The following is a 23,570-nucleotide window of genomic DNA, read 5'->3' as shown; positions in this document are numbered from 1 at the left end:
CGCTAGTTGGCTACTCCTCAGAAGGGGAGACCGGGGATTCCGCCACCGCCCAGACCCTGGGCGAGCGGACCGAGCTTCTGCTGCTGCAGCTGCTGGGCGCTGGCGTTGGCGTCCCGGACCGCCGCCAGCACGAGGTCGGCGATCGTCTCGGCCGTCTCCTCCGCGGATTCGGTGTCGACCGCCTTGGGGTCGATGACCAGGCCCTGGAGCTCTCCCGAGCCGGTCACCGTCGCCTTGACCAGACCGCCGCCCGCGGAACCCTCGACGGGTGTCTCCGCCAGTTCCTGCTGGGCTGCCGCGAGGTCCTGCTGCATCTTCTGAGCCTGCTGAAGCAGCTGCTGCATATTGGGCTGACCACCGGGGATCACGACGTGACTCCTGCCATACGACAACGATTGGTGCGGTAGCCCGAGCCTACGTGTTTCACGGGCCCCGCGCCCTACGCCGTAGGGAGGAGCGCAGGTGTACGCCCGGCGTACGCCCGGTTACCCGTTTTCGCCCCGCCCGGCCCGCCTACGCGGTGCCGTGCGGCGCCTACTCGTTGTTGAACTCCTCCAGCACCGTCGCGCCGAGTTCGCGCACGATCAGGTCGTGTCCGCTGAGCGCGGAGTCGACGAGATCGGGGTCGTCCTCGGCCGGCATGTCGTACTCGATCGACATCGGCGGGGGCTCCGGCGAGCTGTACGAGGGCTCCGCCGCGGGCGCGCCCTGCCCACCGCCCGCGGACGACGGGGCGGACACCGCCTCCCGTGCCCTCCGCGCAGCCTGGCTTCCGCCACCGCCACCGCCACCACTGCCGCCTCCGTCCGGCCCGTACTGGCCGCCGGAGGACGGCGGCGCCGCCGGGCCGCTCTGCTGGGGCGGGGGCTGCGGCGCGCCCTGCTGCGGTGCGGCGGGCGCGCCGCCGCCGAAGCCACCGCCCCCTCCGCGGGGAGCACCGCCGGCCGGCGGACCGGCGCCGCCCGACGGGTCGACGATCGCCTCGACCCGCCACTGCACCTGGAACCGCTCGGCGAGCACGTCCTTGAGGACGTCCTCGCTTCCGCCGTTGGCGAAGCTGTCGCGGGCGCCGGCATTGGGGAAACCGATCTGGAGCGTGGTGCCGTCGAAGCCGGAGACCTGGGCGTTCTGGCTCAGCAGGATCCAGGTGAAACGACGGCGGTCCTTCACCGCTTCCAGGATGTCCGGCCACATCTGCCGCACCTGGGCGGCACCCTGTGCCGCCCCTGGGGCCGCACCGGCCGTCGGCGGCTGCTGGGACCCGGGCGCGGCACCGGCCGGGGATCCGGACGCGGCGGGCGGTGTGGCCGACGGTCCGGCCGCGGCGGGCGGCGCGGTGGGCGCTCCGCCCTGCGGCGCCTGGCCGCCCTGCCCCGGCGCCACGGCCGTGGGCCAGCCACCGGGCTGCCGTCCGGCACCAGCGCCATTGCCGCCCGCAGGGGCTCCACCGGTGCCGCTGCCCGTGCTTCCGGGCCAGGCGCCGGGCCTCGGCGCGGCCGCCGCCTCACGACCGCCGCCCTCGACACCCTGCGAAGCATCCGCCGGACCGCCCTGAGGCGCCCACGCGCCACCGCCGTCGCCCCGCTGCTGCTCCCCGCCGGACACGGCCACCGGCCCACCAGGAGCCCCTGCACCGGCGCCCGGCGCAGCCGGAGCGGGAGCCGCCGGGGCAGCGGGAGCCGGGGCGGCGGGAGCCCCCGCACCGCCGCCCGCCGTGCCCCGCACCGCGGCACGCGCGGCGGCCGGCCCGGACGGTCCCGCGGGCATCGCCGGATGAGCCTCCGGCCCCGGCACATAGCCGGCCGCGGGCCCGCCACCGGACGCCACCACGGGCGACGGCCCGGCCCCGAGGTCTCCCCCGGCGCCCGCACCGCCGCTCATGCCGCCGGCCCCGCCCAGCAGCGCCGCGCCCGCGCCACGCTCCAGACGGTCGAGCCGCGCCTGCACCGACCGCTCGTCGTCGTACGCCGCGGGCAGCAGCACCCGGGCACAGATCAGCTCCAGCTGCAGCCGCGGCGAGGTCGCCCCGCGCATCTCCGTCAGGCCCGTATTGACGAGGTCGGCGGCCCGGCTCAGCTCGGCCGCCCCGAAGACGGACGCCTGGGCCGTCATCCGCTCCACGACATCCGCGGGGGCATCGATCAGCCCCTTCTCCCCCGCGTCCGGCACGGCCGCCAGGATCACCAGATCCCGCAGCCGCTCCAGCAGATCCGCGACGAAGCGCCGTGGATCGTTGCCGCCCTCGATGACCCGCTCCACGACCTCGAAGGCCGCCGCTCCGTCCCCGGCGGCGAACGCCTCCACGATCGAATCCAGCAGCGACCCGTCGGTGTACCCGAGCAACGCCGTCGCCATGGCATATGTCACACCGTCCGCCCCGGCACCGGCGAGCAGCTGGTCCATCACGGACATCGAGTCACGCACCGAACCGGCTCCGGCCCGCACCACCAGCGGCAGCACCCCGTCCTCGACCGGGATGTCCTCCCGCCCGCACACCTCTCCCAGGTACTCCCGCAGCGTGCCCGGCGGCACCAGCCGGAAGGGGTAGTGATGCGTACGCGACCGGATCGTCCCGATGACCTTCTCGGGCTCGGTCGTCGCGAAGATGAACTTCAGATGCTCCGGCGGCTCCTCGACGACCTTCAGCAGGGCGTTGAAGCCCGCCGAGGTCACCATGTGCGCCTCGTCGATGATGTAGATCTTGTAGCGGCTGCTGGCGGGCCCGAAGAACGCCTTCTCCCGCAGCTCACGGGCGTCGTCCACGCCACCGTGCGACGCCGCGTCGATCTCGATCACATCGATGGAGCCCCGGCCGTTCCTGGCCAGGTCCACACACGACTGGCACGTCCCACAGGGTGTGGGGGTGGGACCTTCCTCACAGTTGAGGCAGCGCGCCAGGATCCGCGCACTGGTCGTCTTGCCGCAGCCGCGCGGGCCACTGAACAAATAGGCGTGGTTGACCCGGTTGTTCCGCAGAGCCTGCTGCAGCGGGTCGGTCACGTGCTCTTGCCCGATGACCTCGGCGAAGGTCTCGGGCCGGTAGCGGCGGTACAGCGCAAGGGACGACACGCATACGACGATATCGGGCCGCACTGACAACCGACCGGCCCGCAAACGCAAGCGCCCCCCACGCACCCGCCAGAGCCGACCTACCCTTGCTGCCTTCCGGCCCTGGGGGAGTTCAGTCAGATAGCGCCACGTGAGGGGCTGCGCACCACAGTAGCGGATCCCCCACCCAAGAAACGACCCGGACCCTCACCCCCGACCCACTTCACTCCCCCTCCGACCCCCGCCCCCGGATCATGTTCGCGAGCACTCCCCAACGTCTTGTATTGTTTGCGGCGGAGGATTCGCCTAGTGGCCTAGGGCGCACGCTTGGAAAGCGTGTTGGGGGCAACCCCTCACGAGTTCGAATCTCGTATCCTCCGCCATTGCTCTCACCGGGCAATACGTCGAAGGGCCCCACCGCTTGCGGTGGGGCCCTTCGACGTTGTCTCAGCCCTCGTTGTCCTGGCCTTTGGCCACAAGAGCTGTTTCCGGGGTTCCCCAGATCGCTGCGCCGATCTTCCGGGCCGACGTCGTGGGCGGTGACGATGTGGCGGCTGTGCGCACACATGAGACCGATGGGCCCGACCCCATGTCGGGCCCATCGGTCGTTTTGCTTCACGGAACGCCCTCGGCGGATTTCAGCGGCACAGGGCGGTGTCCACAGCGCGTTCGAGATTCCTCCGGCCCGCCTCGTCGGTGAGCTGCATGGTGACCGCGACGTTGGTGGCGCGGCCGTCGTCGGTGGCGCCGCCCCGGGTCTCGTACCCCGGGAAGCTGCCGCCGTGGCCCCAGGAGAGGCCGCCGCACGGCAGCGGCCTGCTGACGAGTCCGAGTCCGTAGCGGGCGCCGGGGCCGAAGGTCGCTTCGGCGGGGACGGTGGAGCGCATCTGGGCGAGCTGGGCCGAGGGCAGGAGGCGGCCGGCCAGGAGTGCGCTGAAGAAGCGGTTGAGGTCGGAGCCGGTGGAGACCATCTGGCCTGCCGCCCAGCCCCAGGAGGGGTCGGTCTCCGTGATGTCGCGCAGCGGCACGTCCGCCGATTCCCGGTAGTAGCCGTGGGGGTGAAGCTCCCGAATGCTCGCGTCACCGGGGGCGGGGAAGTAGGTGTGGCGCAGCCCGGCGCGTCGGACGACGCGCCGGTCGATCTCCTCGGCGAGGGGGCGGCGGGTGACCTTCTGGACGATCAGGCCGGCGAGCACGTAGTTGGTGTTGCTGTACTTCCAACTCGTCCCGGGGGCGAAGTCGGCCGGGTGCTGGAGGGCTGTGGCGAGCAGTTCGCGGGGGGTGTAGTACCGGACGTCGTCCCCGAGGTGGTTGCTGTAGTTGGGGAGTCCGCTGGTCTGCTGGAGGAGCTGGCGGACGGTGATGCGGCGCCCGTCGATCCCCTTTCCGCGGATGAGGCCGGGCAGGTAGCTGTCGACGGAGGCGTCCAGGTCCACCCTCCGCTCCGCGACGAGTTGGAGGACAACGACCGCGACGAAGGTCTTGGTGTTGCTGCCGATCCGTACCTGGCCGTCCCTGGGCACCTTCGAGCCGGTGGTCAGGTCGCCCACTCCTGCGGTGTAGCTGCGGATGCGGCCGTCACGGTCCTGGACGCTCGCCAGCGCGGCGGGCATCCCGTCGTCGCGCACCAGCGCGTTCAGGGCCTGCTGGACCGCGTCCGGCCTGGCGGCGGCAGCAGCGGAGGCGGCGGAATCGGAGGCGGCGGGCGGGGCGAGGGCGCCCAGTGTCATGACGCCGATGGCCACCGCGGCCGTGGCGGGCAGGGCACGTCGCCGCGTGCCCTGCTGCCGGCCCGGCGAGCGAAGCCCTTGCCGTGTCTGTCCACGCATGAGTCAACTCCTGAGGAATCGTTGGACCGTTGTTCGGGTTGCCGGGTTGCCGGGTGCGTGATTCAGCCGCACAGGGCCCTGTCCACGGCGTCCTTCACGTGCTGCGTGGCTGCCTTGTCCGTCGGGATGCTGGTGACCGCGACGTTGGCGGCGCGGCCGTCGTCGGTGACACCACCCCGGGTCTCGTACCCCGCGATGTCGCCGCCGTGGCCCCAGTAGACGCCGCCGCACGACAGCGGCCTGCTCGTGAGCCCCAGCCCGTAGCGGAGGCCGGAGGTCCCGGCGGGGACGGTCGTGCGCATCTCGGCGAGCTGGGCCGCCGGAAGGAGGCGGCCGGCGAGGAGCGCGGTGAAGAAGCGGTTGAGGTCGGAGTTGGTGGAGATCAACTGGCCTGCGGCCCAGCCCCAGGAGGGGTCCAGCTCCGTGAAGTCGCGCAGCGGTGTGTTCGCAGGGTTGCGATGGTAGCCGTGGGGGTGCGGCTCTCGGATGGTCATCTCGCCGGGGGTGGGGAAGTAGGTGTGGCGCAGCCCGATGCGCTTGATGATGCGCCGGTCCATCTCCTCGGCGAGGGGGCGGCCGGTGACCTTCTGGACGATCAGGCCGGCCAGGACGTAGTTGGTGTTGCTGTACCCCCACGTCGTCCCCGGAGCCGCGTCGGCCTTGTACCGGAGGGCGATGTCGAGCAGCTCGCGGGGCTCGAGGTACCGGTTCCTGATCTCGTCGTCGTCGACGTGGATGCCGTACTCGGGGAGTCCGCTGGTGTGCTGGAGGAGCTGGCGGACGGTGATGCGGCGCCCGTCGATCCCCGTTCCGCGGACGAGGCCGGGCAGGTAGGTGTCGACGGTGGCGTCGAGGCCGATCTTCCCTTCGCCGACCAGCTGCAGGACCACGACCGCCGTGAACGCCTTGGTGTTGCTGCCGATCCGTACCTGGCCGTCCCTGGGCACCTTCGAGCCGGTGGTCAGGTCGCCCACTCCTGCGGTGTAGCTGCGGATGCGGCCGTCACGGTCCTGGACGCTCGCCAGCGCGGCGGGCATCCCGTCGTCGCGCACCAGCGCGTTCAGGGCGTTCTGGACGGCGTCCGGCCTGGCGGCGGCAGCAGCGGAGGCGGCGGGCGGGGCGAGGGCCCCCAGTGTCATGACGCCGATGGCCACCGCGGCCGCGGCCGACACGGCTCGTCGCCGTCTGCCGCCCTGCTGCCGGGTCGAGGAACGAAGGCCCTGCCGGGTCTGAGCACGCATAAGTCAACTCCTGGGGAATCGTTTGGTCGAGGCACGATCCTGGTTTCCAGGGCCCGCTGACCGCATCGCGGGAAGGCGGGAGAAATCGCTCCCCCGATCGGGGGAGGCTGCCGGGGGGCTGCCCGGCGATACTGGCGCCCATGATCAGGGGAATTCGGCCGCTGCTGCGCGGCTCCACGTATGCGGGTGTGCTGTTCGCCTCTTGCGGCGCGCTGGCGAGCCTTCCGCTGCTGCCTTTCGCCCTGTTACCGGCGCTGTCGTGGCGATCCGCTTCCGAGAGCGTGCAGATCGTCCTGGTCCTGCTGGTCTGGGCGGTACTGGTCGGCGTGGTCGGCCTGGCGCGCCCCGTACGACGGGCGCTGGTCGTGTCGGCCCGCCGGCTGCTGCGGGTGCCGCTGCCGAATCCGGTGGCCGGTCGCCGGCCCTCCGGTTCACTCGGCCTCGACCGCTGGCGGACCCCGCTCTGGCTGGTGCTGCACGTGGCCGTCGGTTGGACGGGGGCGCTGGCGAGCGGGGTGCTGTTCATCATGGGCCTCTCCCTGCCGGGGAACTGGCTCGGCGCCGAGGCGCGGGCGAGTCTGTTCGGCACGTCGGTCCGGGTGTCGGGCGGGTGGAGCTGGGTGGTGGCGGCCGTGTGCCTCCTGCTGGCGGTAGCCATCTGCGTACTGGTGACAAAGGCCCTGCGGTGGGCGGCGCCACGGCTGCTGGGGCCGTCGGCGGCCGAACGGCTCGCGCTGGCCGCCGAGCGGGAACAGCTGCTGGCCGAACGCAACCGGATTGCCCACGAGTTGCACGACTCGATCGGGCACACGCTGACGGCGGCCACCATCCAGGCGGCGGTGGCGGGCGAGGCGCTCTCCGCCGACCCGGCGACGGCGCGGGCCGCCATGCGCAGCATCGAGGAGTCGACGCGGGCCGCGCTGAAGGACCTGGACTACGTGCTCGGAGTGCTGCGCGAGGAACAGTCGGGGACGGCGCCGACCCGGACCCTGGCCGACCTCCCCGAGCTGCTGGACCGCCTGCGGCACGCGGGCGCGGTGGTGGAACCGGAGCTGTCGGGCGACCTGGCGCAGGTGCAGGGGGCGCTCTCCCGGGCGGCGTACCGGATCCTCCAGGAGGGACTGACGAACGCGCTGCGCCACGGGGCGGGCGGCCCGATCGTGGCCCGGGTGGCGGCCGGGCCGGACGGACTGGATCTCACGGTGGTCAACCGGATCGGGGTACGGACAGGCCCGGGCCCGGGGGCCTTCCCGACCTCCGGCCACGGTCTGCCCGGACTGGCCGAGCGCGTCCGGCTGCTGCACGGTGAGTTCCAGGCCGGCCCGGACGGGACGCAGCACTGGCGGCTGGCCGTCCGGCTGCCGGCACGGGCGTCGGCGTGAATGGATCCGACGCGGGCGAAGGCATTGCCCTCCGGCTGCCGGTACGGGTCTCGGCGTGAGTGGATCCGACGCGGGCGAAGGCATGCCCCTTCCCCCCGTCACCAGCCCCGCCGTCACCCTCCTGATCGCGGACGACGATGAGGTGACCCGCAGCGGCCTGCGCATGCTGCTCGCCGCACAGCCGGGCATCACGGTGGTCGGCGAGGCCGCCGACGGCGTCGAGGCGGTCGAACGGGCGCAGAGCCTGCGGCCGGACGTGGTCCTGATGGATGTACGGATGCCGCGTCGCAACGGGATCGAGGCCACCCGCCAACTGCTGGCCGAAGCGGCCGACCCGCCGAAGGTCGTGGTGATCACCACCTTCGAGAACGACGGCTACGTCACCGCCGCCCTCAGCGCGGGCGCCAGCGGCTTCGTCCTCAAGCGCCTCCCGGTCCGTCAGATCGCCGAGGCGGTCCGGGTGGTGGCGGCGGGCGAAGCGGTCCTCTTCCCGGCCGCACTGGGCCGCATGGTCGCCGCCCGCCCGCTGGGCTCCGCCGAGGCCCTGCCGCACGCCGCCCTGACCGGCCGGGAGGAGGAGGCGCTGCGCCTGATGGCCACCGGGCTCTCCAATCCGGAGATCGCGGAGTCCCTCACGGTGAGCCTGGAGACGGTCAAGACCCACGTCGGAAACGTGCTGACCAAGCTCGGCGCGCAGAACCGGACCCATGCGGTGGTGATCGCGTACGAGTCCGGCCTGGTGGTCCCGGGCTTCGCCGGCTGACCGGCTTCCGCCCCGCTGCGCGGTCGCCCGCAGGCTGCTCAGTACCGGCCGCGACGTCACTCCACAGCTACTCGTATCCTCCGCCCGGCCTCACCGGGCTGAACGAAGGCCCCTGGAATCCGCCAAACCGGCCGGGGCCTTCGTCGTGCTCCGTCTCGGTCGATGCCGAGTGGGCTGCTGCCGGCGCTGTCGGGGGCGCCCCCGCTCTCGTCCGTCTGCCCGCCCCGGAGGGCGTGGCCGTACGTCTGTGCGTGGCCGGCTCTACGCCTGACGGAGTCGGGCGATGATGCCGTCGATGTCGCGGATGGCCATCTCGGGGCGGACGAAGTGTCCGCCGGGCTCCTCGTGCCACTCGTGCGGGATGCCGGCCTGGTCGAGGCCGGCTCGGAACTCCCGCTGGCCGGCGAGCACCTCGGTCTCGTTGAGCAGGTCGAACGGGTCAACCGGGTTGGGACTGGTGCCGGCGACCATGAAGACCCGCTTGTTGCGGTAGCTCTCGATGTGCTCCATGGGGTTGTCGGCGCTGACCCTGGCCTCGTCGAACGGCTCGCCGTAGATCGTGCCGCCGCCCAGGTCCAGGGCCGCGGAGGACACGTTGGCCCAATGGGCGACCGCGTTGAGGTCGCGGCGCAGGCTGGGCGGGCCGGAGTGGGCGCTCACCGAGGCGAAGTGGCCGTAGTACTTGGCTGCGTACTTCAGCGCGCCGAAGCCACCCATCGAGAACCCGCCGACGGCGCGGCCGTCGTACTCGGCGTACGTCCGGAAGTTCGCGTCGGTCCACCGGAGCAACTGGTCGATATGGAAGGTCTCCCAATTCCGGGGGCCGGTATGGGAGTTGACTGGGTTGGAGTACCAGCCTGCGTGTCCGCCGTCGGGCATCACGACGATGATCGGCTTGCCGGCGGTCCAGGCGCGGATGCCCAGCACGTCCCAGGTCCTGAAGTCCTGGTCGGTACCGCCGCCGTGGAACAGGTAGAGGACGGGGTAGGTGCGGCCGCTGGTGTGGTAGTCGTCAGGGAGCAGGACGTTGACGGCGGGGTCCCATTCGACCGCGTCGGTCGCGAACCGGTAGTACCACATGCGGGGGTCGGCCTCGTTGCGGTCCTTGATGGTCAGCCCGAAGCCGTCGTCGGCCGCACTGGCCGGCGACGCCGTCGCAAGGACGCCTGCGCCGCCAAGAGCCATCGCCGCGGAGATACCGCCGACGGCCTTCAGAACACTCCTGCGGGTGGAGAGGTGCTCGTTCAATCTGACCTCCTGGTAGGGAAGTTGCACGAACGGATCGCTTGCTGCGGAACACTCGGGTACGTCATGGTGAGTTCCCCCGTGGCGGGTGCCGTGGAGCCGGCCGAGCCCGCGCCCGGTGCCTTCCCTCTCTCGCCGTTCCCTTGCTTCCCAGCGGTTCTCGGTGGTGACTTGCCAACCCTTGCGGAAGGCGCTGAAATGCCGATGAAATCTCGATGATGCGGGGGAGCGGAGGCTTCGGGATGGACGGGGGATCGCATCAGCGGCTTCGGATCGCGGTGCTCGGGCCGGTGCGGGCCTGGCGTGACGGGACGCCGCTGGACCTGGGGCCGGTTCGGCGGCAGGCGGTGCTGGCCGCGCTGGTGCTGCGTCCGGGCCCGCTGGTCAGCCAGGAGCAGCTGCTCGCCGGCGTGTGGGGTGGACAGCCGCCGAGGTCCGGTCGCCGGGTACTGCCGAGCTACGTCTACCCGCTGCGGAAGGCGCTCGACGCGGAGGGCGCCGGACGGACAGGGTCGGTGATCCGCAGTGGCCGGGGCGGGTACAGCCTCGTCGGCGACGGAGTGCGGCTCGATGTGGCGGAGCTGGCCGAGCAGGTCGGTGAGGCACAGCGCGCGAGGGCATCCGGTGACCTGGCCACCGCAATGGACCGGTTCACCGAGGCGCTCACCCTGTTTCGAGGCGAGCCCCTGGCCGGGCTGCCGGGGCCGTTCGCGCAGGGCGAGCGGCAGCGGCTGTCGCAGCGCCAGCGCACGCTTCAGCGGGAGAGGCTTGAGTGTCTGGTTCTTCTCGGCCGGTCCGCCGATGCCCTGGACGACCTCGCCGCTGTGTCCGCTCTGCCCGAGTCCGATCCGTACGACGAGTCGCTGACAGCGCTGAGGATGCGTGCCCTGTACGGCATCGGACGCCAAGTGGCCGCGCTGAGCGCCTATGAGGACATGCGCGAGCGGCTGCGCGACCAGCTCGGGGTCGACCCCGGCGAGGAACTCCGTCGGGTGCACCAGGCGGTGCTGCGCCGGGATGGCGAGCAGCTCCTCGGTCCGGCGGTGGCGCGCTCTGCCGCTCCGCCGGACCGGCCCCGGCCCCGCCGCGCGGTCAACGAACTGCCGGGCGACACCGGCCGCCTCATCGGGCGGGAGCCCGAACTGGCGCTGCTGACCGCGTCCTCGCCGCCCGAATCCGTGTCGATCGTGGCGGTGGACGGCACGGCCGGCGTCGGCAAGACCGCGCTCGTCGTCCACGCGGCAGGTGCGCTGCGCGTCCACTACCCGGACGGCTGCCTGTTCGTGGACCTGCGCGCGCACAGCACGGAACGGCAGAGGCAACCGCCGCAGCGAGTGCTGCGGCGGTTGCTGCGCTCGGTCGGCGCAGCCGACAGCGAGATGCCTGACGACCTCGACGAACTCACCGCGGCCTGGCGGGCCGCAACCAGCTCGCTGCGGCTGCTCCTCGTGCTCGACGATGTGCTGAGCGCGCAGCAGATACGGCCGCTGGTGCCCGCCGGGCCGGGCAGCATGGTGCTGGTGGCCGGCCGGCGGCAGCTGGCCGGACTGGACACCGATCGACGAGTCACGCTGGAGCCCCTGGAGACAGGCGATGGGCTGTCCCTGCTCCGGCACATCGTCGGGGAGGAGCGCGCGGACCGGGAGCCGGAGGCGACGCGTGAGCTGGTCCGGCTGTGCGACGGGCTGCCGCTGGCGCTGCGCATTGCTGGGGCACGGCTGCAGACCCGCCCTGCCTGGACGCTGGCGTACCTGGTGGACCGGATGGCGGGCGACGAGCGCCGCCTCGGCGAGCTGAGTGCCGGGGATCGCAGCGTGGAGGCGGCCTTCCGGCTGTCGTACGACCAGCTCGCGCCGGCGCAGCAGCGCGGATTCCGTACCCTGGGCCTGTCGCCGACGGTCGAGTTCAACCCGCTGACATCAGCGGCCATGCTGGGTTGCTCGTCCCGCGACGCCGAGCAGACCCTGGAAAGCCTGGTCGACGCGAGTCTGCTGCAGCAGACTCGTCCGGGCCGCTACCGCTTGCACGACCTGGTTCGGGTGCACGCGCGGCGGCTCGCGGAAGCCGCCCCCGCCGAAGCCGGCGCGGCCCGTACAGCCGTACTCCGCCTCTATCTGGACGCGGGCCGGATCACCAGCGACTGGGGCCAAGGCGGTTTCCCCACCGGGCCGCAACCCGCCGGAGCGCCGTTCGCGGACTGGAAGGACGCCGGCGGCTGGCTGGACGCGGCGAGCGGAGAGCTCGTCGACGTCGTCGGGCACGCCGCAGCGCTCGGCGAGGCCGACTACGCGTGCTGGATCGCCGAGGCCCTGAGCGACTACTTCGTACGCCGGGGCCGTTACCACGAGTGCCGAACAGCCCTGGAGATCGCGCTCGCGCACGCGGACGAGGCCACCGACCGGCGGATGGCCCCCGCACTGCGGAACTGCATGGGCATCACCGACATCTATCAGGGCCGCATCCTCCAAGGGCACGCCTGGTTCACCGAGGCGCTTCACCTCAGCCGCCACCGCGCGGACCGGCGCGAAGAGGCGCGGGCCCTGGCCGGGCTGGGGGCCGCCGACCTGAATTCGGGCCGGGCCGAGCGGGCAATTCCCCGTCTCACCGAGGCAGTTGAGCTGGCTCAGCGGCTCGACGACCACTGGCTCGCCGCGATGGGGCTCTGCGTACTCGGCGCCGTCCACCACAGCCAGAGGCGATGCGAGGAGGCGTTGGCCTGCTTCGCCGCCGCCCGCGCCCACGCCGAGACGAACGGCAGACCTCGCATGATCAGCATGGCCTCGGGCAACGCCGCCGGCGTCCACCTCGACCTCGGCCAGTACGCTGAGGCCAAGATCCTTTACCGCCAAGCGGCGGACCTGGCTCAGCAGGTCGGGGACGTACTCATGCACGCGATCGTCCTGACCCGGCTGGGCACGGCAGAGCATGGAGAGGGAAACCTGAGCGCCGCGGCGGCCCTCCACCACCAGGCTCTCTCCCAGCACCGGACGCTGTCCCCACTCACTGAACCCCACTGCGACCGGCTGGAGATGGACATCCGTTACCGGCTGGGCCGCACCTACTCCGCGGCAGGCCGCGTCGCCGAGGCACGAGAACAGTTCCGGACCGCGCTCGCCCTGCCCGGAGCCGACGAGCACCCTGAGGAGCGCGCGCTGGCGATCGCGGGACTCAAGGAGTGCAAAGACTGCTAGCCAGTAGGTCGGCGTGGATGCGGCGTCGCCACCATGCAGACCGCGCCTCTGATCCACCCGGGCTCCGGAGGGCGTGAGCGAGTCACCCGACCCACGTCACCACTGCGCCTCGATACCCCGCTGACCAGCGGCAACCAACGGAACTCGTGGGACGCACGCCACATACATTGGCCGCCACTGTGAGCCGCGGGTAGCGGGTGGCGGGTGGCGGGTGGCGCCCGAACGGATAGCAACGCCAGTCGGGTTGACTGTCACTCTGCTGCGGTGCGGAAGTCTCCGAGGGCGGCGTCGAGGAGGCCGAAGACGTGTGCCGCCTCTGATGCCAGAGTGGCCGCGATCCGGTCGTTGGCGTGTCCGGCCAGCGTGAGTTCCTGGATGCGCTGGAACAGCAGGCGGTGGGCGGCCGCGAGGAGGGCCGCGGCAGCTCGGGGGGCGATGGCCGGAGTTGCGGCCGGAGCGATGTCGGCGAGGGCCGCGGCGAGGGCTTCTTCTCGCTGGTCGTGGAGGTCACGCAGGCGGGCGGCAAGGGTGGGGCTGTCAGCGACCATGCGGGCGAAGTCGGGGCCGGCGAAGCCCGCGACGGGGCTGTGCTCCTCAAGGGCGGTGCCGAACTCCCGCCGCAGGGCGGCGATCGGCGACTCGTCATCGGCCCGGTCGGCGACGGCGCGGGCCAGGCTCGCGGTGAACTCCTCATGGTGATCGAGGGCCAGGTCCTCCTTGCGCGGGAAGTAGTTGGTGACCGTCTTCTTGGCGACCCGGGCTGCGGTGGCGATCTCGGCGATGGTCGTCTGCTCGAAACCCTGCTCGATGAAGAGCCTGGTGGCGTGGTCGGAGATCAGCTGCCTGGTCTCCTGCTTCTTGGACTCGCGGAGCCCCAGCGTCTCGATACCCATGAGGCAATCTTACATCCGTAGCAAAAATAGGCTTGACCAACTTAATGCACCCTGGGTAAAGTTACGTCCGTCGTAAGATTCGCCGGGGGAACGCGTATGCGAAAGCTCGATACGGCCAAGCTCGTCACCGCCCAGAGCACCGGCCCCACACCGGCCCCCGGCGACTGACCCTCGGCCTGACAGCCGACCAGCCCCGCCGCGCCCAGCCGCCACGCATCCGCCGAGGAGCCGCCATGAACGTCTCTGCCTCCACCCTCTCCCTGACCGTCGCCGACGTGGACGCCTCGCGCGACTTCCTCACCACCCACCTCGGCTACCAGGTGGCCATGGCCGACGACGGCTTCGCCTCCCTCACCCGTGAGGACGCCGCCATCGACATCGTTCTGCTCCGCCGGGGCGCCGAGATCCTTCCGGCCGACCAGCGCGATAAGCAGGCCGGCGGCCTGATCCTGGCACTGACGGTCACCGACCTCGATGCGGAAGAAGCACGCCTGCGAGGCGAAGGTGCCCGGATCACCATGCCCCTGCGCGAAGAGCCCTGGGGCGAGCGCCTCTTCCAGATGACCGACCCCAACGGCGTTGTGATCCAGCTCGTCGAATGGGCCCACCCCTCCCGCCCCACGGACGACGAGTACACACCGCGCTCCTGACGCCCCTCGCCCGGAACGTCCCCGGCGTCTCGATGAGATCGGGGGCTGGATCTTCCCGCCGGGCCGGCCGGAAGGCGAGCCAGTCGGAATGCCGAACCTTTCGGGATGGCAGACCTGACTGACCTGACTGGCCCGGCCGTCTTCTCATTCGCCCCGTACGGGGTGCTATCGCCCGGACGCCTTTCACGAAAGGCCACAGGGTGTGACAACGGTGGCCATCCGTGCCGAATCGGGGTGCTCAACCGGTGGTGGCGAAGGGATGTTCAACTGCACACCCGGCGTCACGCCAACTCCCGCTTCGGGCAGGGGAATCACGGCAACGCCGGACCATTCTCACGGAAGAAAGGAAGCTGACGAAATGCGGCGCACTGGGCGCTAGAAACCAGGCGGTAGCTCATGATGCCGAGTGGTTACCGAATCGCAGGCATGAGCATGGTTTCGCGCACTCGACCCAGGAAATCAGGAAGCCATGAACAATGCCCACGAACCCATGCCCACGAACAACTCCTATGACGGCTATGGCGCTTATGACCGCAACCGGTCCGGTGTCGGCGCAAATCGGGCTGCGCTGATCATTCACACGATCGCGGATGTGGCAGCCGGCTTCCTTGGCCTGTGGATCTTGCTGTACCTGCTCGAAGCGAACCAGGGAAATGTCTTCGTCGAATTCGTGCACGGAGTGGCCGACTCGCTCGCGTGGTGGTCGCAGGACATCTTCACCATGGACAGCGAAGGTGTGCGGGTTTTCCTCAATTACGGTCTGCCTGCGGGGCTTTACCTGCTGCTGGGCCATGGGATCGCTGCGCGGGTTCGTCGCGTCTGACCGAATTCCGCGCCGGGATGGGTTTGCGGGGTCCGCGATCAAGCCGAGCGGAAGCGGAAGAGGTCGCGGGCCCCTGTGGTGAGTCGATCTCCCCACGGGAGCCGCCCGTTAGCGCCCTTCCCCCACTGCTTAGCATGAGGGCGTGATGTCCAGCCGCCCGTACGTACCGGCACGGCCCGCCGCCCGGCGGTGGCGTGCGCTGTGCGTGCTCGGGCTGCTGGCAGGGCTGCTGGGGATGCACGGAATCGGGTCCGCTCTTGCCGCGCCCTCGTCCGCGCACGATCACCGCATGAGCGTGGTGGCCACCGTTCACGCGCACTGCCCAGGGGACGATGGCTGCGGTGGCACCGGACATGTCCATCACGCGGACCCGACCTGTGCGTCCGCTGCGCTCCACGGGCCGCCCGTGCCCCCGGCCCTGGCTCCCGCTCTCGGCAGCTCCGTACAGCCCGCCGGCGCGGCAGGCGCGGGCGGACCGATGAACCGGGACGGCGGGCGGGCGCCGCCTTCTCTGGCCGAACTCCAACTCCTGCGGATCTAGGAACACCCCGACGGCACGGACGCCCCGCTCAAGGGCGCGGTGCCGCCGTCCGGCATGTTCCGATACCGCTGCTTTCCAGGAGTTCACCCATGAAGACCCTCCGTCCGTTCACGCGCCGCCTCGCACTCGTGGCCGCAACCGCCGCCTCCGCGGTGGTGCTGGCCGCCTGCGGCGGCAACGACAGCGGCAGCCAGTCCGCTGATCGTTCCCCGTCGAAGTCCGCCTCTTCGCCCGGCGCCTCGGCCCCGGCCGGCACGCACAACGCGGCCGATGTGGCGTTCGCGAAGGGGATGATTCCGCACCACCGGCAGGCCGTGGAAATGGCTGACCTGGCTGCTACCCGCGCCTCGTCGAGCCAGGTGAAGGAACTCGCCACGAAGATCAAGCAGGCTCAGGATCCGGAGATCAAGACCATGTCCGGGTGGCTGACGGCCTGGGGCGAGCAGGTGCCGGAGGAGATGCCCGGCATGGATCACTCCGCCCACTCCGGTATGCCGGGAATGATGAGCACCAAGGAGATGGACGCGCTGAAGGAGAAGTCGGGCAAGGGCTTCGACACGGCCTTCATGGAGATGATGGTCGGGCACCACGAGGGCGCGGTGAAGATGGCGGGCACCGAGAAGAAGAAGGGTGCCTACGGCCCCGCGAAGACTCTGGCCGACGCCGTTATCGAGGCCCAGAAAGCGGAGATCGTGCAGATGAACAAGCTGCTGGGGAAGGGCTGAGCGCCGGCGGTAAGCCGAACCTACGGCCGTGGGCGTAACCGCCGGCAGTAGGCGGTAACCCCGCCTGACCGTTGTCCGTCAAGCCCTTCCTCGGACGACGGGCAACGGTCAGGCGTCAGCGTCGGCGCGCCCCCGGAAGGAAGCGGACCTCACCCCAGCCCTCGCCGCCAGGCCTCGCCGTCAGGCCTCGCCGTCAGGCCTCGCCGTCAGGCCTCATCGCCCGTCCGTGCCCGTCAGCTCGACGGGCCGCCCGGTGGGGCGCCGCGGAGGGTGGCCAGCCGTCGCCGGTACTCCTCTTCGTCGATCTCGCCGCGTGCGTACCGCTCCGAGAGAATCTGTTCGGGGCCGGGGCCGGGGCCGGGGCCGGGTCCGTGGCGGGTGACCGGGTGCTCGCCGTGCTCGCCGTGGCCGGGGCCCGTGCGGCCCAGGGCGCGGACGGGCCCGCACCCCGCGCCGCGTGGGAGGTGGAGGTCGATGTTGTGCTGGTACGGCCGTCATGGCGGCGGGTGGGCCTGGCTCGCGATGTCGGTCAGCATGTTCCTGTTCCTGGCGCTGCTCTTCGTCATCGCGCTGCTGATCGGCCAGCAGCATCTCGTAGCCGCTCTCCGAGCTGGCGACGACCTTGGCCACACCACGAGTGAGCAAGAGGACATGCCGGCTCTCGTCACCCTGCTGAAGCAGCTGCCGATGAGCGGGATAGACCATCGGGGTCCCCAGGCTCATGAGGTCTTCCAAGGTGCCGCTCTGCAGCCGCCCGAGGAAAGTCGAGTGCGGCCACGCATGCTTCATCCCTACCCCCGCCTGCTTCGCACTGCGCGCCTCGCGCCCTTTCAACTGGGCTGCTCATGCTGCCGCCGGGGCGGGAGAAGGCAAGTGAGCAGGAGGGATCTGGCTTGATACGCCCCTGAGCCGCCCAGTATTGATCGAACGGGTGAACTTCTCTTCGGGCGTCAGTTCCAGGCCGCTGCCGCCCGGACACGAAGGCCCCGGCGGGAACGCCGGGGCCTTCGGTTGCGGGATCGATTCCCGGGCCGGCTGATGGCGACAGCCGGGTGCGAGAACCTGAGGGTCAGGACGGGCAGTTGGTGGGAGGGGCGTCCGCGATGCGGGGCATCACGACGGACTGCTTTCCGTCAGTGCCGTCCTTCACGGGAATGTTCACGGTTGAGGTGTAGGTCCACTGGGTCGGCTTGCCGGCGTCGAAGGTCCACTTGGTCGTCACCTTCTTTTGCAGCTCACCCACCGCTATCCATCCCCACTTACCCGGGGGAATCGTCACCGCCGTCGCGTTGATGGTGGTTGTTGAAACGTTCTGGGTGCGTGTGTAACTGAAAGCCTGGCTCTGGTTGAAGACCAGCTTGGCTCCCAATTCCACCCCTATCTCCATTCCTGTGGAGATCGTGAAACCGAAGGCGTCCGAATGACCCTGGAGTACCGCTTTGCTGTAGGTTTGGGTCTCCGCTTTCGCGGCGTCGGCAGGGGTGGACCAGAGATTGCTCACGCATCGCTGTTCGCCGACCACTGCTTCTTCCTGCTTCACCATCTCCATCTTGCATTTGTCGCTCTTCGGATCCTGGCAGTCCGCTATGGCAGCGTACTTGGCTGCCAGCTCCAGGTACGCGGAGCCGGCGCCCGGGGCCAGGTCATTCAGCTTCCAGCGCTGGTTGTTCTTCTTCGGGTCGCAGTCATACTGACCGACCGATGCGCCGTTGCTGTTGGTGCCGTTGGAGAGGTCCATGCACTTGCCGGACCCCACGTTGCGGATCAGGAACTCGTCGGGCGCGCCGCCCTCGACCTTCTGGAGATACCATTTCTGGTTTCCCTGTCCCTGACAAACCTTCTGATAGAGGGTGTCCGTCCCTTCGATGCACTTGTCCGTCCGGTTGTTCCGGATGGTGAAGCTGCTGTCGCTGTTGCGCTCCAGGTGCCACTTCTGGTCCTCGTATCCAAGGTTGTCCCAGGTGACAATCTTGCTCTCGTCGAACGAGCCACCGTCCACATAGAGGACTCGGTTGGTCGTCGTGCTCGATATCACCAGGCACTGCATGATCTGGCTGCAGTCCGCCGCCTCGGCCTTCCCCGTGGCGAGGGGTGAGGTGGTGAAGCCGAACGCGGCCGCCCAGACTGCCAGGACGGTGAGCACTATCCGCACGCAGGGTCTGCGGGCGGGGGGATCGGTCGTCATGATGGTCGTCCTCTTCCCTTGTCGGGCCCTTTCCCTTGCCGGGCCCTTCCGGTCGCCGTCGCGCGAGGGAATCTGCCGGGCGCCAAGCGGCGGTCCGCCGTGCGCTCCGCGAGAGAAATCGGCCCTCGGGGCCGGCTCCTGAAGAATTGCGGGTGGGCCGGTCCGCGTGGAGGGGAGAACTACGTGTTTCGGTACCTGTGCCGGCCGGGGAGCGGTGGTCGTGCGGGCCCGCACGGCGGCCACCAGGGTTACGCCGGGAGACGGTCGCAGAAGTGCGCCGGGGTGATGGTCACGGAATTGCGCCGGGGTGATGGCGGCCGCGGGGGTTATGCCAGGGCAGTGCGCTGTTCGACTGCCCAGGTCACGATCTGCGTGCGGGAGGTGAAGCCGAACTTCACGAGGATGCGCTGGACATGGCCTTCCGCGGTGCGCGGGGAGATCACCAGCCGGGCGGCGATCTGCTTGTCCGTCAGTCCTTCGGCGACCAGTGCGACCACCTGGCGTTCCCGCCGTGTCAGGGCCGCCGACAGGTCCTCCTGGTGCGGGTGGGCCTCGGGGGACGGGGGCCGGCCCAGGGCGCGGGCGACGGCCTCGTCGAGAGTGAGCGCGGCGCCCGCCCGTACGGCCGTGGCGAAGAGCGCATCGCCGAGTGAGCGCCGCAGGAGTGCCTCGCACTCGGTGTGATGAATCAGCAGGCGTCCGACCCCGGGGAGCGGTGCACCGACCGCCTGCCAGGCCGTCTGTGCCGCGCCGAGGAGCGTGGCGGCCTGTTCGCCGCCCCCGTCGTCCGCCACGGCCCAGGCCAGCACTTCCAGACACTGGGCGACGGCCAGGTGGTTGTGGGCGGGGGCCTCAAGGTGCAGGCCTTCCTGGAGCAGGGCGATCGCCCGGCCGGTCTCCCCGGTGAGCCACTGCTGGAGCCCGAGCACCCACAGGGCGTACGAGCGGGACCAGCGTGCGCCGTGGGTGTCGCACAGCGCCAGGCACTCCCCGCCCAGCGCGGCGGCCCGGGGGTCCCCGGAAAGGCAGCAGGCCAGAGTGAGGAGGAACAGGGTCGTCCACTGGGCGCCGAGCGCCCCGTTGGCACGGTGGCGATCGAGCGCGTCCTCCAGCAGCGGGACGGCGCGCGGGTAGTCGTCCTCGAAGAGCGCCGCCAGACCGGCGAACTGCACGGCGTGCGCACAGGCCCCTTCGTCGCCCAACTCCCGGGCCAGCGCCCCGCATTCGGCCAGGCGGGCATGCGCCGTGGTCATGTCGCCGTGCAGGAGGGCCAGCCAGCCGTCGACCCACAGGGCCTTCGCCCGCTCCGGGCCGCGCTCGGTGTCCCTCGCCAGGGCCCGGCCCAGCCAGTGCCGTTCCGCCCCCTCGAAACCGCCGGAGCCCAGCCAGTGGCTCCAGAGGGAGGAGGCGAGCCGGAGCCCGGCGCGGGTGTCTTCCGGGGTGCTCAGCCCGAACTCCAGGGCCGCGCGCAGATTCGCCCGGTCCAGGCGCAGCCGGGCGAACCACACCAGCTGCTGCGGGCCGAACCACTCGGCTTCGGCACGGGCCGCCAGCTGCTGGTAGTAGTCGCGGTGGCGACGCCGTACGGCACGCTCCTCGCCACGGTCACGGAGGTGGTCACGGCCGTACTGGCGGATGGTTTCCAGCATGCGGAAGCGCACCCTGCCGGGGTGTTCCTCCCGGGTCAGCACCGACTTGTCCACGAGTCCGGCCACCCCGTCGAGGATCCGGGCGGGGACGGTGTCCTCCCCCGCGGACAGCGCTTCGGCACACAGCGCTCCGGCACACACCGCCTCGGCCGCCTCCAGGTCGAAGCCGCCGCTGAAGACGGACAGGCACATCCACAGCCGCTGCTCGTGCGCCGTGCAGAGCTCGAAGCTCCAGTCGATCGCCGCCCGCAGCGTCTGCCGGCGGGGCAGGGCGGCTCGGCTCCCCTGGGTCAACAGGCCGAAGCGGTCGTCCAGGCGGACGAGGATCTGCTCCAGGGACAGTGCGCGGAGCCGGGCCGCGGCCAGCTCGACGGCCAGCGGTATGCCGTCCAGCCGGTGGCAGATCCTGGCCACCGTCACCCGGTTGTGCGCGCCGACCGTGAACGCGGGAAGCACTGCCGCCGCCCGGTCCGCGAACAGCTGCACCGCCTCGTAGCGTGCCTCGGAGTCCGGCGGCGGCAGCCGGTCCGGCGCGGGTGTCGACAGCGGCTCTATGGCCAGCAGGCACTCCCCGTCGATGCCCAGCGCCTGCCGGCTGGTGGCCAGCACCTGCAGTCCCGGTGCCGCGGCCAGCAGAGTGTGGGTCAACAACGCGCAGGGATCCAGGAGATGTTCGCAGTTGTCGAGCACCAGCAGCAGCTGTCTGTCCGCGAGATGGCCGGCCAGCGCCGACAGCGCGGGCCGGGTGGCGTCGTGGTCAAACCCCAACGCGGCCAGCACCGTCTGCGCCAGCAGATCACCGTCCTCCAGCGGGGCCAGGTCCACCACCCACGCCCCGCCCGGGAAGGAACGCCGCACTTCGGAGGCGAGTCGTATCGCCAGGCGGGTCTTGCCGATCCCGCCGGCCCCGGTCAGCGTCAGCAGCCTGGTCCTGGTGAGCAGGTGTCGTGCAGAGCGGAGTTCGCTCCGGCGCCCGACGAAGCTCGTCACCTCCGCCGGCACATACCCCATGTCTCCTCCTGCAGCAGGCGGCGGACGAACCCCGTCAGAGCGGACCATAGAGCACGCGCGTGCGTGCGGAGTCGAACGGTCCGCTTGCAGGGACAAGGGGGAAGAATTTCACCTGTCGAGGCGGTGTACGGGGGCTTGCGGAGGGGGTGTACGGGGCTTGCGGAGGGGGTGTCGTCGTACGGGGCTGGTAGGCGGGGTTTCCTCCGCGTCCGGGGCTGGTAGGCGCGGGGGTTCCTCCGCGCTAGCCGGCTCGCGTCGTCCGGCGGTATCCGACGTACTCGCGCTCGGCGAAGACGGCGACCACCAGGGCGCCGACGAGCAGGAAGGCGGTCCCCAGGCCGGTCAGGGGCAGTACACCGGTGAAGGTGAGCAGCAGGAGCGCCACGCAGGCCAGGGCGTTGGCGGCGACCACGGTCAGGGCGAGGCCGACGGGCCGGCCACCCGGCTGGCCAACGCCGGTGAGGTCCGCGCCCTGCTCCTGGAGCGGCTGCTGCGCCAGGTCCACGCCACCGGGGACGCACAACTGCGCGCGCTGTACGAGGAGGTGTGCGCGCGGAGGCCCCCGGCCCGTAAACCGTCAACGCGCAGCGGCCCCCGGCCCGTAAACCGTCAACGTGCGGAGGCGGCGGGCGGCGGGGGCACGGACTCGCCCTCCTCCTCGCGCTGGACGGCCGCGTCCACCGCCTCGGAGGGCATCGCGAGCCGCACCGCGGTGTAGTGCACGGCCAGGCTGAAGACGATCACGATCACCAGGTCCCACCAGTCGGGGAGCGCCCCGGTGCCGCCGTAGCGGCCGAACCGGCCGATGAGGATCATGCCGCCCAGCCAGGGCCACACCCAGAGGGCCGACCGGGCGCGCAGGTCGCTGCGTTCGGCTGCCGGGATGCCGCGGCGGGTGAGCGCGAGGAAGACGAAGCCGAGCAGGGCGGCGATGCCGAGCTTCCAGTCCGCCTCGTACCCGGACCAGTAGAAGATCAGGTTGGCGAAGACGAAGCCCACCGGGGCCAGCACCGGTCCGGCGGGCAGCCGGTAGGGGCGGTTCCGGCCGCCGTCCCGTACGCGGAGGGCGTGCAGTGACACCGGGGCGAACGCGTACATGATCGCCGCTGCCGAGGTGACCAGGCCCACCAGGGCCTGCCAGCTGGGGAACGGCAGGAGGGCCAGCTCGCCGACCACGAAGGCGAGGAGGGTCGACATGACGGGCACCCGGCTGCGGCCGACCTGGGTGAGGGACTTGGGCAGAACCCGCTCGCGTCCCATGGCGTAGGAGAGACGCGCAGCTCCCGCCATGTAGACGAGACCGGTGCCGGCCGGGGAGATGACGGCGTCGACGTAGAGGACGGTCGCCAGCCAGCCGGCCCCGACGGCGGTCGCCAGGGTGGCGTAGGGGCCGAAGTTGCCCGCGCCGACGGGGGTGTCCCAGCCGCGGGCCAGCGCGGCCGGGTCCAGGGCGGCGATGAAGGCGATCTGGAGCAGGAGGTAGAGCGCGGTACCGATGGCCATGGCGACGATCACCGCGCGGGAGATGTCGCGCTGCGGATTGCGGGCCTCACCGGCCAGCTGGATGGCCTGCTCGAAGCCCAGCAGCGCGAACACCACTCCGGCGGGCAGTGCCGCGAAGACACCGTGCGCCCCGTGCGGTGCGAAGCCGCCGCCCGCGGTGAAGTTCGAGGGGTGGAAGGCCAGCAGCATCAGGACCACGACGGTCAGCAGGGGTACGGCCGTCTTGAACACGGCGGTGACCGAGTTGATCCCGGACATCAGCCGGACCCCGAGGACGTTGATGACCGTGAAGAGCATCATGAAGACGGTCGCGATCACCAGGCCCGCGGCGGTGAGGGTGCCGTTGGCGTGCAGCATGTTCACCCGGCTGTGGATCCAGCCGATGCGGTCCAGGTAGGAGAGCGTGGCCTCGACCTCGATGGGTGAGATCAGCACCGACCGCAGCCAGGACATCCAGCCCGCGGTGAAGCCGGTCAGCGGCCCGAAGGCGAAGAACGGGAACCGGGCGGTGCCGCCCGCGATCGGGTAGGTGGCACCCAGCTCCGCGTGGGCCAGCGCGAGCACGGCGAGCATCGCCGAGGCGAGTACCCAGGAGATCAGCGAGGCCGGGCCGGCGATGACGGCGGTGGTGAGCGCGCCCAGCAGCCAGCCGGAGCCGATGATCGATCCCAGGGAGAGGAACATCAGCCCCCAGAACCCGACCGCCCGGCGCAGATGCCGGGCACCGCCTCCGTTCTCGCTCCCCGCTACGGCTGCCTTGCTCACGCGCGCTCCTGGTTCACCGAGCCATCTGGTCCTGGGACGCGGACCTCGCGCTGCTGGCGCGCGGTGCGTCGCCTCGTATACGGAGAGTAAACGCGTGGATGCCGGTCAGGTTCCGGTTTGGGCGGC

Annotated in this window: 17 protein-coding genes, 1 tRNA gene, 1 other RNA gene and 1 pseudogene; 8 read left to right on the top strand and 12 right to left on the bottom strand. The window is 71.0% G+C overall.

What is annotated here, in order from left to right; translation table 11 throughout:
- Positions 1 to 17 precede the first annotated feature (17 nt).
- The 3 genes from AB0C46_RS04465 to ffs form a co-directional block, all read right to left on the bottom strand.
- A complete protein-coding gene (locus AB0C46_RS04465) occupies positions 18 to 368 on the bottom strand; it encodes a YbaB/EbfC family nucleoid-associated protein (protein WP_362825602.1) in 351 nt (116 codons plus the stop codon).
- Between the two features lie 166 nt (positions 369 to 534).
- Entirely contained in the window at positions 535 to 3,069 is a 2,535-nt protein-coding gene (locus tag AB0C46_RS04460) for a DNA polymerase III subunit gamma and tau (protein ID WP_362825600.1), read from the bottom strand.
- A 44-nt stretch (positions 3,070 to 3,113) separates the two neighbouring features.
- An RNA gene (gene ffs, locus AB0C46_RS04455) (signal recognition particle sRNA small type) lies at positions 3,114 to 3,212 on the bottom strand.
- Between the two features lie 131 nt (positions 3,213 to 3,343).
- Here ffs and AB0C46_RS04450 point away from each other — a divergent pair.
- Positions 3,344 to 3,431: transfer RNA gene (locus tag AB0C46_RS04450), tRNA-Ser, on the top strand.
- A 255-nt stretch (positions 3,432 to 3,686) separates the two neighbouring features.
- Here the strand turns inward: AB0C46_RS04450 and AB0C46_RS04445 are convergent.
- Positions 3,687 to 4,877, bottom strand: a complete 1,191-nt coding sequence (locus tag AB0C46_RS04445; RefSeq protein WP_362825598.1) for a serine hydrolase domain-containing protein — start codon at positions 4,875 to 4,877, stop codon at positions 3,687 to 3,689.
- Positions 4,878 to 4,939: 62 nt separating this feature from the next.
- Positions 4,940 to 6,118 carry a serine hydrolase domain-containing protein gene (locus AB0C46_RS04440; RefSeq protein ID WP_362825596.1) on the bottom strand — a complete coding sequence of 393 codons (1,179 nt, stop codon included), beginning with the start codon at positions 6,116 to 6,118 and terminating at the stop codon, positions 4,940 to 4,942.
- Between the two features lie 140 nt (positions 6,119 to 6,258).
- Between AB0C46_RS04440 and AB0C46_RS04435 the strand changes: the two genes are divergently transcribed.
- Together AB0C46_RS04435 and AB0C46_RS04430 are read left to right on the top strand one after the other, a co-directional pair.
- Entirely contained in the window at positions 6,259 to 7,500 is a 1,242-nt protein-coding gene (locus AB0C46_RS04435; RefSeq protein ID WP_362825594.1) for a histidine kinase, read from the top strand.
- 82 nt (positions 7,501 to 7,582) lie between these two features.
- Positions 7,583 to 8,263: a response regulator transcription factor gene (locus tag AB0C46_RS04430; protein WP_362825805.1), complete on the top strand. Its 681-nt coding sequence runs from the start codon at positions 7,583 to 7,585 to the stop codon at positions 8,261 to 8,263.
- 261 nt (positions 8,264 to 8,524) lie between these two features.
- On the opposite strand, the gene AB0C46_RS04425 is transcribed toward AB0C46_RS04430, so the two are convergent.
- Positions 8,525 to 9,511, bottom strand: coding sequence for an esterase family protein (locus AB0C46_RS04425; protein ID WP_362825593.1), 987 nt, complete (start codon positions 9,509 to 9,511; stop codon positions 8,525 to 8,527).
- Between the two features lie 239 nt (positions 9,512 to 9,750).
- Here AB0C46_RS04425 and AB0C46_RS04420 point away from each other — a divergent pair, with 239 nt between their 5' ends.
- Entirely contained in the window at positions 9,751 to 12,699 is a 2,949-nt protein-coding gene (locus AB0C46_RS04420) for a BTAD domain-containing putative transcriptional regulator (RefSeq protein WP_362825592.1), read from the top strand.
- A gap of 251 nt (positions 12,700 to 12,950) precedes the next feature.
- On the opposite strand, the gene AB0C46_RS04415 is transcribed toward AB0C46_RS04420, so the two are convergent.
- Positions 12,951 to 13,592, bottom strand: coding sequence for a TetR family transcriptional regulator (locus AB0C46_RS04415; protein WP_362825590.1), 642 nt, complete (start codon positions 13,590 to 13,592; stop codon positions 12,951 to 12,953).
- Positions 13,593 to 13,825: 233 nt separating this feature from the next.
- Between AB0C46_RS04415 and AB0C46_RS04410 the strand changes: the two genes are divergently transcribed.
- The 4 genes from AB0C46_RS04410 to AB0C46_RS04395 all read left to right on the top strand — a co-directional run bounded on the left by AB0C46_RS04410 (position 13,826) and on the right by AB0C46_RS04395 (position 16,331).
- Positions 13,826 to 14,242 (top strand): VOC family protein, encoded by a 417-nt coding sequence (locus AB0C46_RS04410; RefSeq protein ID WP_362825589.1) that lies wholly within the window; start codon positions 13,826 to 13,828, stop codon positions 14,240 to 14,242.
- A gap of 490 nt (positions 14,243 to 14,732) precedes the next feature.
- A complete protein-coding gene (locus AB0C46_RS04405) occupies positions 14,733 to 15,065 on the top strand; it encodes a hypothetical protein (RefSeq protein WP_362825803.1) in 333 nt (110 codons plus the stop codon).
- A gap of 145 nt (positions 15,066 to 15,210) precedes the next feature.
- The gene (locus tag AB0C46_RS04400) at positions 15,211 to 15,606 is read left to right on the top strand and encodes a DUF6153 family protein (protein ID WP_362825801.1); all 396 of its coding nucleotides are present in this window, start codon (positions 15,211 to 15,213) and stop codon (positions 15,604 to 15,606) included.
- 89 nt (positions 15,607 to 15,695) lie between these two features.
- A complete protein-coding gene (locus AB0C46_RS04395) occupies positions 15,696 to 16,331 on the top strand; it encodes a DUF305 domain-containing protein (RefSeq protein ID WP_362825588.1) in 636 nt (211 codons plus the stop codon).
- Between the two features lie 233 nt (positions 16,332 to 16,564).
- On the opposite strand, the pseudogene AB0C46_RS04390 reads toward AB0C46_RS04395, so the two are convergent.
- The 5 genes and pseudogenes from AB0C46_RS04390 to AB0C46_RS04370 form a co-directional block, all read right to left on the bottom strand.
- A pseudogene (locus AB0C46_RS04390) lies at positions 16,565 to 16,681 on the bottom strand (SHOCT domain-containing protein); the annotation flags it as partial.
- Between the two features lie 719 nt (positions 16,682 to 17,400).
- Entirely contained in the window at positions 17,401 to 18,516 is a 1,116-nt protein-coding gene (locus AB0C46_RS04385; protein ID WP_362825587.1) for an RICIN domain-containing protein, read from the bottom strand.
- A 326-nt stretch (positions 18,517 to 18,842) separates the two neighbouring features.
- Entirely contained in the window at positions 18,843 to 21,176 is a 2,334-nt protein-coding gene (locus tag AB0C46_RS04380; RefSeq protein WP_362825585.1) for a LuxR C-terminal-related transcriptional regulator, read from the bottom strand.
- A 241-nt stretch (positions 21,177 to 21,417) separates the two neighbouring features.
- Positions 21,418 to 21,681: a hypothetical protein gene (locus AB0C46_RS04375; protein WP_362825584.1), complete on the bottom strand. Its 264-nt coding sequence runs from the start codon at positions 21,679 to 21,681 to the stop codon at positions 21,418 to 21,420.
- Between the two features lie 104 nt (positions 21,682 to 21,785).
- Positions 21,786 to 23,444 carry an APC family permease gene (locus tag AB0C46_RS04370; RefSeq protein ID WP_362825582.1) on the bottom strand — a complete coding sequence of 553 codons (1,659 nt, stop codon included), beginning with the start codon at positions 23,442 to 23,444 and terminating at the stop codon, positions 21,786 to 21,788.
- Positions 23,445 to 23,570: the final 126 nt, after the last annotated feature.

The sequence above is a fragment of the Streptomyces sp. NPDC048637 genome, from assembly GCF_040650675.1.
In the GTDB taxonomy this organism is placed as follows: domain Bacteria; phylum Actinomycetota; class Actinomycetes; order Streptomycetales; family Streptomycetaceae; genus Streptomyces.
This window is presented reverse-complemented; position numbering and strand designations above follow the sequence as displayed.